This is a genomic window from Eubacterium maltosivorans (assembly GCF_002441855.2).
In the GTDB taxonomy this organism is placed as follows: Bacteria; Bacillota; Clostridia; order Eubacteriales; family Eubacteriaceae; genus Eubacterium; species Eubacterium maltosivorans.
This window is the reverse complement of sequence record NZ_CP029487.1, coordinates 3896572-3909624: the sequence shown is the minus strand read 5'-3', so window position 1 is coordinate 3909624 and position 13053 is coordinate 3896572. Positions and strand designations below refer to the sequence as shown.

At 52.4% G+C, this 13053-nt stretch carries 9 protein-coding genes; 2 read left to right on the top strand and 7 right to left on the bottom strand.

All coding sequences use genetic code 11. The features are described 5' to 3' along the window. Window positions 1–206 precede the first annotated feature (206 nt). The 4 genes from CPZ25_RS18100 to CPZ25_RS18085 all read right to left on the bottom strand — a co-directional run bounded on the left by CPZ25_RS18100 (window position 207) and on the right by CPZ25_RS18085 (window position 6342). Window positions 207–1046 carry a GTP pyrophosphokinase gene (locus CPZ25_RS18100; RefSeq protein ID WP_074616585.1) on the bottom strand — a complete coding sequence of 280 codons (840 nt, stop codon included), beginning with the start codon at window positions 1044–1046 and terminating at the stop codon, window positions 207–209. A gap of 80 nt (window positions 1047–1126) precedes the next feature. Continuing rightward, a complete protein-coding gene (mnmL, locus tag CPZ25_RS18095; RefSeq protein ID WP_096918987.1) occupies window positions 1127–2095 on the bottom strand; it encodes a tRNA modification radical SAM protein MnmL/YtqA in 969 nt (322 codons plus the stop codon). Window positions 2096–2177: 82 nt separating this feature from the next. Then, window positions 2178–2588, bottom strand: coding sequence for a hypothetical protein (locus CPZ25_RS18090; protein ID WP_013381967.1), 411 nt, complete (start codon window positions 2586–2588; stop codon window positions 2178–2180). A 271-nt stretch (window positions 2589–2859) separates the two neighbouring features. Then, complete coding sequence (locus CPZ25_RS18085; RefSeq protein ID WP_096918988.1) at window positions 2860–6342, bottom strand: S8 family serine peptidase; 3483 nt, start codon at window positions 6340–6342, stop codon at window positions 2860–2862. 271 nt (window positions 6343–6613) lie between these two features. On the opposite strand from CPZ25_RS18085, the gene CPZ25_RS18080 reads away from it, so the two are divergent. Both CPZ25_RS18080 and CPZ25_RS18075 read left to right on the top strand, forming a co-directional pair. Further along, complete coding sequence (locus CPZ25_RS18080; RefSeq protein WP_207741489.1) at window positions 6614–7390, top strand: PP2C family protein-serine/threonine phosphatase; 777 nt, start codon at window positions 6614–6616, stop codon at window positions 7388–7390. A 132-nt stretch (window positions 7391–7522) separates the two neighbouring features. Next, window positions 7523–8680 carry an MGDG synthase family glycosyltransferase gene (locus CPZ25_RS18075; protein WP_058695522.1) on the top strand — a complete coding sequence of 386 codons (1158 nt, stop codon included), beginning with the start codon at window positions 7523–7525 and terminating at the stop codon, window positions 8678–8680. Between the two features lie 39 nt (window positions 8681–8719). Here CPZ25_RS18075 and CPZ25_RS18070 read toward each other — a convergent pair whose 3' ends face one another. The 3 genes from CPZ25_RS18070 to CPZ25_RS20720 all read right to left on the bottom strand — a co-directional run bounded on the left by CPZ25_RS18070 (window position 8720) and on the right by CPZ25_RS20720 (window position 13003). Then, a complete protein-coding gene (locus CPZ25_RS18070) occupies window positions 8720–11995 on the bottom strand; it encodes a response regulator (RefSeq protein WP_096918989.1) in 3276 nt (1091 codons plus the stop codon). Window positions 11996–12074: 79 nt separating this feature from the next. Continuing rightward, window positions 12075–12464, bottom strand: coding sequence for a winged helix-turn-helix domain-containing protein (locus CPZ25_RS18065; RefSeq protein ID WP_096918990.1), 390 nt, complete (start codon window positions 12462–12464; stop codon window positions 12075–12077). A gap of 131 nt (window positions 12465–12595) precedes the next feature. Then, window positions 12596–13003, bottom strand: coding sequence for a hypothetical protein (locus CPZ25_RS20720; protein ID WP_207670831.1), 408 nt, complete (start codon window positions 13001–13003; stop codon window positions 12596–12598). Window positions 13004–13053: the final 50 nt, after the last annotated feature.

Below are 13053 nucleotides of genomic sequence, written 5' to 3'. Positions count from 1 at the left end.
ATTGTCTCTGACAATCAGGTGGAAGACAAATGTTATCGTGAAGGGACAAAGCGTTAAGAAGAGGCCTGTTAAGTTGAAAGTTGATAGTGCATAGTGGATAGTTATGGTACAAATCTGCCACTGGCAGATTTGATTTCTAATCGCTTTTACGTTAGCAAAAGCGTTCATAAACTATCAACTGTCAACTATCAATTATAAACTATTTTTCAGGCTTCCTCCTTAATCCGGCTGATTTCGGATTCCAGTTCTTTTTTCAACAGGATGAGCTGGATCAGATCTTCCTGCTCGGAGAGCTCCTCGAAATCGCGCTCATAGGCAACGGCCTTGTCGGCCTGGTCGAGTTTGTATAAATTGTCGATATTGTCGAGAATGCTGTTAACTGTGCTTGACTTCATCTTGAACAGCTTCTGGGCCTGCTGAATCTCGTCGCGGATAGCAGACATCTCCTGATCCAGCCCGATGACAGAATCAGCAGTATTGTGAAGCCGGGTCTTCAGGGCTTCCGGCAGTTTTTCCTTGTACTTATAGCTGAGGGAGTGCTCGATGATGGACCAGAAATTCATGGCCAGAGTGCGAACCTGAATCTCAGCATAGATTTCTCTGTAACCCAGGGCACAGAAAACCGGATAGCGGATGATCAGGTGATAGCTCTGGTAGCCGCTCTCCTTGGGCGTTCCCCTGCCCGATTTCAGACTGGACTGGTCCTCACCCTCCATATAGTTTTTGACATCCACAATGTGCATATCCTTCCCGTCGCGCTCATGGATAATATCGACCACCTCATAAATGTCCTCCACAAACTGGCAGATAATGCGGATGCCGGCAATATCTTTAATATTTGTCTCGAGATCTTCGACGTCAAAGCCGTATTTATTGATTTTTTCAAGAATACTTGAAACGGTTTTCACCCTACCTCGAACCGACTCAATGGGTGAATTCTCTCCCAGCGTCATCGATTGGTTTTTCAGGCTGTTAAATTTCAGGACCAGCTCATCCACCGCCTGCCGGTAGGGAATGAGAAACTCCTGCCAGTATTGTGTACTCAATACAATCACCTCTGGTTTCACTACTTCATAACAGACTGCCGGAAAAACGGATTTCCCGGCAGTCTGTTATCTAATCTATTTTACAATAACGGGCGCCATTTTGCACGTATTATTTCCTGTTTTTCATGAAAATTTTTACCCTGCCACACGCCCTCACAGCGCATACGCTCCTCCAGACTTTCTTTGATCTTCCACCAGCTGGTGTTCCAGTTGGTGATGATGCTGTCCGCCTCCGGCGCCCGGCCAATAATGCGCTGAACGACCATATCCGGGTTTAAATGCGTCAGAAATAAAATACAGCGCTCAATGTATTCTTCCTTGGGAAAAAGGCTGATTTCGCCTTTTAAATACATGTCCGCAAGGGCCGTGCTCCGCTCCACATACAGGGCGTGGCATTTGACAAAATCCGACCCCGCCGCCGAGACCACGCCGGCGGTTTCCACCACGTCGTCCCGGTCGTCCCATGGCAGGTCGAGGATCACATGGGTACAGAGCTGAAGCCCATGGCCCTTGACCGCCGCGGCCGCCTCGATATAGTCGGCCAGGCTGTGCCTGCGGTTCAATATTTTAAGGGTCTTGTAGTTGGCGGTCTGCAGGCCCAGCTCAATGGACACGTCCAGCTGTTTTTCCTGCTGGAAGCGGCTTAAAAAATCCAGCTGCTCATCGCTTATGCAGTCCGGTCTGGTGGAGATGGCCACACCGGCAATGCCCTCGCCGCTGCCCACTGCCTCACGCACCCAGCGTTCAAGCTGCGGTGCGCTGCAGTAGGTGTTGGTAAAGCTTTGAAAGTAGGGAATGAATAATTTTGCCTTATAGCGTTTTGCAATGTAGGCCCGGTTTTTTTTCACCTGTTCGGCTACGCTCAAAGCGTCGGACAGGGTCTCGTTGCCGCCGCCCTTGGCGCCGCAGTAGATACAGCCGCCCTCTCCCGCGGCGCCGTCGCGGTTCGGGCAGGAAACCGGCACGTTAACCGGAAGCTTATAAACCTTACTGCCGTAACGCTCTTTGAGCCATTGTGAATAAACCCTGTAAAGCGGGTGCTCTTCCATGATCGTTCCTCCAATTTTTGACAAAATAAAAAAAAGACGCCCGCAGTCTTACCAGCAAATTCTGGGAGCGCCTCTTCATTTCTTACAGATAATTTTTCACGCAATCTGGAACTGTGCTCTCTTCGCAGCTCAGGCTGAGCACAAATTTGATATCCTGTTTTTTCTGGATTTTATCCAGTTTTTCAAGGATTCCGGAAATGTCTTCCGGACCATCTGCATCAAGAATTCTCAGTAAATTATCGATATAAACAACATCGACGTCATAATTTCCGGCGATTACTCCACTGATAAAACCGTAAAGCTCATCTTCCCCTTTAATTTCAAAATCCTCGGAATTAATAAAACGAATTTTGGTATCAACAGTCACTCTGTATTTGTCTCTGTCGTTGATGAACAGGATATCGCCCTTTGCAGAACCAACCTCTGCGTTGGCCATATCGATCATTTTTTTAGTCTTTCCGCTTCCCTTTGCTCCATATACAAATTCAATCATTTAAGACACCTACTTTCTATGTTGTTATTAACATTATACAGGTGAAAACGATAAAATACAATCCCTTTTCGCCATATTTTAATTATATTATTTTCACAAATAAGAGAAAATATTTTACCACATCTCCACTTTAATTTTCTCACATTAATCTTAATCTGAGCTTGCAAATGTTTATAATACCGAAAACTTTTTCTTCTGTCAAGCCTTATATTTAAAATGCCCTGCAAAATTCGAAGACTCTGCAGGGCCTCGGCTTTTTATAAAGCCGTTTTTAATTCACGCGTTTTCTGTAAACTGCGCAGCCGCCAATAATCAGGGCCAGAAGCGCCAGGCTCAAAAGCGCGGCGTACTGCGGCTGGACGATGACGCCTGTGTTCACGCTGCCCGCCTTGGCCGTCGTACTGCTTTCGTCCGCTGGCGGTGTGATGACACTGCCGCCGGTTTTATCGCCGGGCTGATCCAGGGTGTCTGCCGCTGTGGCGGCAAACACGCGGTGCGCCTCATTTGTGTTGGAGCCAGCCAGCACATAGAAGTGGCCGCGGTAGGCCGTGGAAGCCGGCGTAATCAGAGCGCTGTCGGCCGCCCGTTTACCGTAAACCTCGAGAGTGTTGCCGCCAGAGGCCAGGGTGTAGGTGTCGGCATTGTTCAGTGTATTGACGCCGCCTGCCAGCTGGTATCCTCCCTTAACCGCAGCGCCGGTAAAGCCATACTGCTGTTCCTGGGTGACGCCTGGCTGCTCGATGATATGGGTGCTGCCGTCTTCTGTCACCAGCTCAACATCCTGCACTGCGCCCAAGTTCCAGCCCAAGGCAAAGCCGCCGCTGACCAGGTACTCACCGTTCTGGTAAGCTACCTGAGGGCTGATCCGCCCTGTTTTCAGCGTGATTCCGGTTTCGCTCAGCGCGCCGGTTTCCACGTTAAATTCGTAAACGGAGGTAGCGTCACTCCCATCATATCCGCCGAACAGCAGCACGCGGCTGCCGTCGTTAATTATGCCGGGAAGCAAAACCTTACTCAGCGCAGCGGTCTGATCTTCACCATATTCCAGCATCTGCCAGTTGCTGCCGTCGTAGAGTGCAAAGTAAATTTTGTTGCTGGTCAAATCCGTCCCATACACCAGCAGCCTGCCGTTCCAGGTGGTTCCGACCATGTTGGTGACAGGGGCGGGCAGCGCCACCGTGCTCCAGCTCTGCTTTTCAGGATCATACCGCCAGATCACATCGGTTGTGGTATTGCTTATGACATTGCTGGCAGGCAGGTAGTACAGGCTGCCGTCATAGCCCACCAGCTGGCCGCCGTCCATATTGTAGAAGGCTTCGTCCTGGGGCAGGGGCAGGTTTGTCTGGTCGTAGTAGACACGATCGGTCCGTGCGCCCAGCTCAAAGGAACCCTGTCCGGTTTTATCGCCGTTTTTGACCACGATCTGGGTCATACCGCCCGCAAAGCCCTCAGGCTTTTCGACCGTCAGAGTGGTCTTGTTGTCGGCTGTCGTCTTTGTCTCCTTAACTACCGCATCGCTGCCGCCCAGGGTTACCGCAGGCGTACCGCCAAAGAAGTAGCCCTCAACGGTGACCGCGTTGCCGTCCTCGATGGCGCGGTTGATGACCGGGTAGGGATCGCCGGCCTTGGACAGATCTACCTGTCCGCCGGAAACGCAGAGCGCTGTAAAGGCGTCGTCCCGTTTTACGCTGCCCACAAGGCGGGCCGCCAGGTTTGCGGCGTTCTGATCCGGATATTGGCTGGCCATGACTGCGGCCGCTCCGGCGGCTGCCGGACAGGCCATGGAGGTGCCGTCCATATAAGTGTAAGGCTGGGCGTCGCTCCCGATGCCAAAGCTGTCCAGAACCACGGTGCCCGCGGCAAGGGTGAGCTGCATAGAACCGTGATGGGCGTTGACCTTACCTGTTTTCAGGCCAATTTCAACCGTAAAATGGTCGTAATCTGTATTGGCGGGCAGCTCTCCGGAAAAAGCGGCCCATCCGCCGTTAACGCCAGACGCCTGATCACCGATGGCGGTCATCTGTACGGTTCCGTCCTCCCCGATGGTGCGGACTTTGACCGCCATTGCCACTATATCCACATCTTCATTGTCGAGCACTGCCGCCCGGGCGCTGAAATAGCGCTGCCCGGACGCATCGGCCTTCACCAATTGGGAGAGATCCAGCGGCTCGCTCGAAATCCACTTGGTTTCCATCGTCACATCGGTTTTCAGGACGCCCTGCCCGTCGTAATAGCTGCCGGAGTTGCCGACAAGCTGTGCGCCGTCAAACTGCCAGTAATTAGCCTTGTCTTCAAAGTTTTCATAGTAAAGACGGTTGGCGTCAAACTCGGCATAATACTGTTCGGCGCTCACCTTGCCTGTTTCGGTACTCTGGTTCTGGTGAAAGGTGGAGAGAATCCGGGAACCGGGGGCCATGACGTCGGTCACGCGCTGCCCGTAGCAGCTGAAGCCTGAGCGGCGTCCCTGATAATCGGTGGCGTTCACGGTCACCGCGTAGGGGTTGTCCTTGAGGGCGGCGGCCATAAAGCTGGTGTTGTCAATGTCCAGATCACTGTTGCCCGAAGCAAAAACCGAGATGGCGCCTGCTGTGCCCAGGGTTTCCACGGCCCGGCTCAGAGACTGTGACTGTCCGGCAATGCCCCAGGAATTGCTGACAACGCGCAGGTTTACGCCCGCGCCGCAGGCCTGTACCATATAGTCGTAGCCCTTTAAAATGCCCGCCGTGTCATTAGGACGCTTGACGGCCATGATCTGGGTGTCTCTGCCAATGCCGGACACGCCGATATCGTTCCACTCGGCGCCGATAATGCCCGCGCAGTGGGTGCCGTGGCCGTTGTCATCGTCGTTGATATCACCGTTGTCCTCTGCCGGGTTGTAGCCGTGAGGGCCGCCGGGCAGATTTACGTCTGCGGGCTTGGTCCACATTTTGCCTGCCAGGTCTGGGTTTTCGGCGTCCACGCCGCTGTCAAACACGGCCACTACTACAGGATCGGTACCGGAGGCGGCGGTGTTCTGGGCCTTCCAGGCGTCATAGTTCATGTCAAAGTCTTTCTTGCCGCCAAACTGGCCGCTGTTGTCAAAGCCCCACTGGTAGTCTGTCATTTTAGAGACGTCTTTGCTTACCATATCTTTCGTGATCACCTTAGCCGGTGCTTCGGCTGCGGCTTCATCTACTTTGGCTTCGGCTGTATTCTCATCGGCTGCGGGCTTTTGAGGCTCGTCCGCCGTCTGGGCGGCGTCCTCAGCCTTCTGGCTCTGGTCTGCCACGGCGGCTTCCGGAGCTTTCTCCAGCGCAGTGTTTTCATCCATGGCCGAAAAAGCCTCTTCGAGACCCTCTGTCAGGGCCGCGTCGTCGGTGTATTCCTCCACCCGGTAATTGGGCTCGGCAAAGACGACCTGATCGTAGTTCTCAAGCTCGGCGATCAGCTCGGCCGTGGTTCTGCCTTCCCCTTTAACCAGGGCCAGCACCTGACTCTGGGAGGAGGCGCTGCGCAGGCCAAAGGTCTGCGGCTGGGCTTCGTCTGTGTCGCCGCTGTCCACGGTCATCAGTACTTCGGCGTTTGCCAGAAGCTCCGGAACGGCGCTCCGGCTCCGCATGCCGGCCGCAGACGTTTCCATACACACGATGGCTTCGCCCTCAATATAGTCTCCCGAGAGAGGCTCCGCAGTGCCGCTGTTTTCTGCCAGCGCCGCGGACGGCAGGGCGGTGAAAACCAAAAGGCAGCACAGTAAAAGTGCAGATAGCTTTTTCATTTTTTACTCCTCATATTTTTATTTTAAAAATCTAGCTCTATTATACCACACCGGCCGCCCCAATCTATAACCGTTCGTCACGGATTTTGACCGTTCGTCACTTTTTTTAAAAAATATTCTGAATATTGAATGGCTGCCTGTCGATTATAAATTTTGATTTCTAAAAATCTGAAATTCTGTTTTGCAAAGGATATTTATCGTTAATTTTGTTTTAAAGGTTCATAAAGTATGCTATAATCCATCTAGAAGTATAAAAAGTGAGGTCAGAAATTTGGAATCCATTAAAGAGTACAGTGAACTAGTGAGCCTTTTCGATAAACAACTGCAATTTGCCCAGAACATCCAAAAGAAAATTATCCCGCAGCCCAGCGAATTTGTATCGGATACGTATCACCTTTACGCGATGCTCAAGCCCTTCCGCAAAGTCGGCGGCGATTTTTACGATTTCCATAATCTGGATGATGACAAGATCAGCCTGATTCTGGCCGACGCTACCGGACACGGCATCGACGCGGCCATGATTACCAGCATGGTCAAGCTGATTTATTCCTACGCTATGGAAAACGAGCTGGTGCGCGAGCACCCCAGCATGCTCCTGGAACGCATGGAGCGCGACATTGAAAAGCAGCTGACATCCACCTATTTCAGCGCCTTCGCGCTGGTTCTGGACCCCGGCGCAGGCACGCTGCGGTACGCAAATGCCGGCCATCCCTCGGCTATTCTGGCAGGCGACGGCATCACACTGCTCAAGCCAAGCCTGCCCCTTGTGGGGCTGCACCAGCTCATGTCGAGCATTAACTATCAGGACATTACGGTTCCATTTAAAAACGGTGATAAGTTTATCATCTTTACCGATGGCCTCATCGACGCGCAGAATACCAGCAACGAGCTTTTCTCCATGGAGCGTCTGACTGGCATTGTAGAAAAACACAGAACCCAGCCCATCAACACCATCTGCCAGGAAATCCTGAGGGAGTACAACCTGTTTACCGAGGGCACCGACGATATGGACGATGTCTGCCTGCTGGGCATCGAGTATGACGACTGAGCATTTATGACAAAATTCTGAACAAATATTAACAATTTATGACGATTCGCTGTTTCTAATGGAACTCTAATAAAAGCCAGCTAGAATAGACTTAACCGAAACGTAAGACTATGAAGAAGGAGGCGGAATCAGATGAATCGAAGCAAAAAAGTTTTAATCCTGACCTGTTCCCACGGATCAGGCCACAAGATGGTGTCCGCAGCCCTGAAGGATGCCTTTGAACAGAAAGGCTACACTGCTGTTGTTCGTGATCTGTTCAATGAGACCAACCGACTTGTCAATACCATTATCGAAAAATCCTATCTTCTTTCCTATAATATTGGCAGCAGCTTCTATAAGAAAATGTACTACGATATGGAAAAGGACGCCCACAGCAAATTTATATACAGACTCTGGACACTGACCGAAAAAACCCTGTTGGACATGGTGGACGAGATCCATCCTGACTGCATTGTTAACACCTACCCTTATACGGTATCCTCCATCCTGAAGCAGGCCCATTATCCGGACATCCCGGTTTACACAGTGGTTACAGACTTCTGCATACCGGCTGCCTGGCAGCATGAGGACACCGATAAATTTTATGTTGCCTGCCAGAATGTGGAAAACCATCTGATGGCCTACGGCATTCCCCCAGAGCGCATTCTGAAGACCGGGATTCCGATCCGGGAGGCCTTTTACGGCCACTACGACCGTCACCACCTCCAGGAAAAATATCATCTGGACCCAGACAAACGCACCCTGATCATCTGCGCCGGCACCTACGGTGTGGTCAAAAACCTGAAAACCATCTGCGAAAAGGCAGACAGCCTGCATAACCTTCAGACCATTGTGGTCTGCGGCAAAAACAAATCGCTTTACAGGGAGTTGTCCGCAGTGTCCTTTAAAAATACACAGATTTTTGGCTTTGTCTCGGACATCCACGAGCTCTACTGCTGCGGCGATTTTATGATGACCAAGCCTGGCGGCATCACCCTGAGCGAAGCGGTGACCACCCGCATGCCGCTGATCCTGCACAACCCGGTGCCGGGCCAGGAAGGCGAAAACGCCGAATGGTTTAAAAAATGCGGTGCGGCCATCATTACCCACACCACCACCGAGCTGCTGGTGGCCATCGAGGCCCTGAAGGACAATGAGGTCAAGCAGTACGCCATGAAGAGCGCCCTGCGCAAAATGTATTACGGCCACTCAGCCGAGCGCATTGTCAGTGATATTCTGGAGCAGCTGCCGTTCTCCGAACCGGTGCTGCCCTTTGAGGAAACCTCGCTTTTCCTTTTAAAAGAAAACTAAAAACGGAAGGTCTGGAGCGTGCTCCAGCCTTCCGTTTTTTTATGAAAATCTTTTGAGCTCCTCAAAAAGCTTGCTGATGTCAATGGGCTTGACCAGATAGCTGTTCATACCGGCGTTTATGGCCTGGCGACGGTCCTCCTCAAAGGCGTTGGCCGTCATGGCGATAACCGGTATGGTTTTGGCGTCGCTCCGGTCCAGCTCCCGGATAGCCCTGGTGGCCTCCAGCCCGTCCATTACCGGCATCCGAATATCCATTAAAACAGCATAATAATAATTAATCGGCCGGCTTGTAAATTTATCGACTGCCTCCCGGCCGTTCTCCGCAGTATCCACACACATCCCCTGCATTTCCATCAGGGTTTTGGCGATTTCAAGGTTCAGCTCATTATCCTCCACCAGAAGCACCTGAAGACCTTCCAGGCTGGAAACCGCCTGTCTTTGCTGCCTGCGCTCATAGGGCTCGATATTGAGGTGCATCAGAGTCTCGTAGATCACCGACTGGAACAGGGGTTTGGAGATAAAATTATTGGCGCCTGCCCGGCGCGCTTCCTCCTCAATATCACTCCAGTCATAGGCCGAGATGATGATAATGGTCGTATCCGGCCCCACGATCTTCCGAATCTGTCGGGTGGTTTCAACGCCGTCCATATCTGGCATCAGCCAATCGATGAGCGCCACGTCGTAGGTGAAGCCAGCCGTTTTCATTTTCTGCACCTCCTCGAGGGCACGGGCGCCGGAATCGACCCAGACCGGCGAGATGCCGATGTTCGACATGATGGCTGCTGTCTGCTCGCCGATCATGGCGTCGTCGTCCACGACCAGCACGCGGATATCCTTTAGCGCGTCCTCGGTCATGCGCCGCCTTTTTTCCTCCTCGGTGTCGTAAACTGGCTCCAGGGGCAGGCTCAGTTCAAAGGTAGTGCCCCGGTTTTTTTCGCTGGTTACCGCGATGGCGCCGCCCATGAGCTGGACAATATTGTAGACAATGGACAGCCCCAGGCCAGTGCCGATCTGGTTGCGGGCTGTTCCGGGGTTCTCCTGCTCAAAGGGCTGGTAAATCTTTTTCATAAATTCCTCAGACATTCCAACCCCTGTATCGCTGACACGAATACTCAGGTAAGCCAGCCCGTTCTCACGCTTCTGTTCCTGTAAATCCACTGTGATTCTGCCGCCGGGCGGCGTGAACTTCACTGCGTTGGAGAGCAGGTTCATCATGATCTGGTTCAGGCGGAGCTCGTCGCCGATGTAAAAGCGCTCCATAGGCTCGCGGTGGTGAACCACAAAATCGATGTCCCGTTCTCTGGTCTGGGGATAGATGATGGTGTTAATCTCATTGATAAACTCTGTGAAATCAAACTTCCGCTTTGCCAGAACAATCTTTCCGCTCTCGATCTTCGACATATCCAGAATATCATTGATCAGGGTCAGGAGGTAGCGTGAGGAGGAATCAATCTTTTCAAAGCAATCCCGCACACGGCCTGGCGTACCAGCCTTGAGCTGACCAATGGTGCTCATACCAATGATGGCGTTCATGGGGGTACGGATATCGTGGCTCATGCGGGATAAAAACTCTGATTTGGCCTTGTTGGCCGCTTCGGCCGAGGCCAGCGCGTCCCTCAGCAGCTTTTCCTGCCTTGCCTTTTCGGCCCGCTGCTCATCCAGCACTTTCATAAGGCCGATGGCAAGCATATCATCGCTGTAAGGATTATCAACCCGGATCACATAGAGTGAAATCCAGTGGTATCCACCATCGTCCCCCAGCATCTGTATTTCCATATAAAGCTCGCGCTCACCCTCCTCGTACCGCTGCATCAGCGCTTTTCTTGAGAACTGCCGGCCAAAATCCTCCTGGTAGGAGGGGTACGCTCTGCGCATGGTGAGCTCCATCATCTCGTCGTAACGGCCCTTTTCGTCATATTTGACAATGTTTTTTTCCTGAATAAAGCATTCGTAACTGTTCTGCGACAGGTTAATGCTCATAATTAAGGGATAAGCGGTGCAAATCGCTGCCCGCAGCGAACGGTTCTCAATAAGCTGTTCCTGCTCCCGCTCCATCTGGAGCACGCGTGTCTCGGTAATGTCGTTGAAAACTGCCTGGATGACCTCGTCACCGTCGGAGTTGTTCAGCCGCTCCATGGACACGCTCACAAAGCACTGCTCGCCGTTTTTACGCCGTCCCTCACGCTCGTAGGAGACCCTGCCGCCGTACTGTGAAATGCTGCTGACAATCTGCCGGAACTTATCCTGCTCCCTGGCGAGCACAGCGGTAAAGGGGTCTCTCACCTGTTTCCAGTATTCCTCCTCACTGTAGCCGTAGATCTCCCATGCCCGGCGGTTGGCGTTGATAATTCTATGCTCAGGGCTGGTGGTGAACTGGATGATGCCGCAGGGCACTGTATTGTACAGCTGGGTCAGAAAATCGGTCTGGCGTTTATTTTCAATGCTGGCCTGCTGGATCAGCATATCCTGTTTTTTGCGATGTGTGATATCTGTCACCAGACAGTAGATTACCTTTTCGCCGTCACGGTCGATCACACCCTTTCCAATATCCAGCACCCAGATAACGCTGCCATCCGGACGACTGATCGGGTACTCGACCGAATAGGTCTCATTCTGGTCGACACAGCTCTTAATATCATCATAGACACGCCTGTACTCAGCGGCGTCAACCGGAGCCATCGTCTTTCCGCCGATGGCTTCAATCATCTCCGTTTCGCTTTCATAGCCATAGAGCTCACACAGTCCCTCGCTGATCCACTTGATACTGTAGCCCTCGTTCAGATGGCAGATGGCCATGCCGCCCGGCAGTTGGGACATCATGAGCTCAATCTGCTGGTTCTTTTCCTGCAAAAGCTCCTGTAAATTTTCATAGGCCTCTCTGGCGGCCCTGACCGGGAACAGCTCATCATCCTCTATGGCCGAGAACGGTATAGAGTTGTGGATATGCATACACTTCAGCTCGCCATCTATACGCTTGAACACAAAGGTACAGCGCTGCTGCTCCCGCATGCTGGTCTCTGAGCCCTCCACAGTCTCGATCCGGCTGACGCCCTCGCAGATGTAGCAGTCCTCTGAGATCTGTTCCACCACATATTCCTCTTCTGTCATGGTGCAGGGGATCAGGTCACCCTGCCCCTCCCTGAAGCAGGCGGCCACAGCCTCAGCCCCCTCTGCCTTCTGCATCTCACCGCCGCCCAGCCATACGATATTGGGCGCAAAGGTGGATATTAAAAACTCAACGTCACACTCACAGAAATAACGCCTGAGTATTTTATCGGCAAAGGCGGTAATTTCTCTTTTTTCTTCTGTTGTCACAGGGTTCCCTCTCCTTACGGCAGACCGCTCATACCGGCAGACTGCCCGTTTTTCCTGATTCCTCAATCCATTTTATCGATTAATTCTGAGATCCAAAAAGCTCCTCAAAAATATGCTCCACAGCCTCCCGGCTCCGGCGTTCGAGCTCCTGATACTTTGCCAGAAGCGTTTCGCCCTCTGGCGTCAGGCAAGCGCTGCCGCCGTTTCTTCCACCCTGCTGGCGTTTTGTCACCTTGTAGCCGAGTTCCTCCTCCATGGTGTTGATCATTTTCCAGCCCTTACTGTAGGAGATGCCCATCTGCTCGCAGGCCATCCTGACCGAATCTGTCCGCCTGATCTGCACGAGCAGCTCTGCCGGCCCCGGCCCAAAGAAAATCCGTTCTCTGGCCAGCCTGAGCTTAAGCGCCGGATGCAGCGCGGCGTCAAACTCCTGCGCCTCCCAACCCGCTGATTGTACTTCCCGATTCATTCCTTATCCTCCAATGATAAAAAGGTTTATTCTTTTATTATATCATGATTTTGTGCATTTTTGTCAAAAGCTTGGGATTTATCACAAAAAAAGACACACTGAAATTTTCAGTGTGTCAGAAGCTTTATGTTTTATTCCACGTCCACTTCCTTCAAATCTGTCTCTACCCGCATTTCGCCGGCGCCCGAATCCAGATTTTTCTGATCCTGATTAAGGATGAGAACCGACGCGATGATGATCACGCCGCCGAGGATCACCAGGTTCATGACAACCTCCGGGTTTATCAGGTCACCCAGAGCTACCGGATACAGGAACAGGAAGGGCAGGGTCGTTACCGCGCCCACCATGGCCTGATAGTTCAGGACAACGGTTTTCTCATAGCCGATGTCGTGCGGATCGCCTTCTACAGTACCGATGACAATCTTGCCCAGAGTGGCCACATCACCGGCCTGGAGCTGCGGCTTCAGGTGCTTTAAGCCAAGCTGCATGGTCTCGGCGCAGAGCAGCGCCTCCTGGCAGGCCTGCTGGTAGGAGGCCATGCACGCCTCGCCGCTGCAGGACCGCACATATTCGCAGAATTCGCACTCCC

Coding starts and splice junctions, on each gene's coding strand:
- mnmL (WP_096918987.1), bottom strand. CDS start 2,095: ATGGAAGAGCACCCGCTTTACAGGGTTTATTCACAATGGCTCAAAGAG.
- CPZ25_RS18090 (WP_013381967.1), bottom strand. CDS start 2,588: ATGATTGAATTTGTATATGGAGCAAAGGGAAGCGGAAAGACTAAAAAA.
- CPZ25_RS18085 (WP_096918988.1), bottom strand. CDS start 6,342: ATGAAAAAGCTATCTGCACTTTTACTGTGCTGCCTTTTGGTTTTCACC.
- CPZ25_RS18075 (WP_058695522.1), top strand. CDS start 7,523: ATGAATCGAAGCAAAAAAGTTTTAATCCTGACCTGTTCCCACGGATCA.
- CPZ25_RS18065 (WP_096918990.1), bottom strand. CDS start 12,464: ATGAATCGGGAAGTACAATCAGCGGGTTGGGAGGCGCAGGAGTTTGAC.
- CPZ25_RS20720 (WP_207670831.1), bottom strand. CDS start 13,003: ATGGCCTCCTACCAGCAGGCCTGCCAGGAGGCGCTGCTCTGCGCCGAG.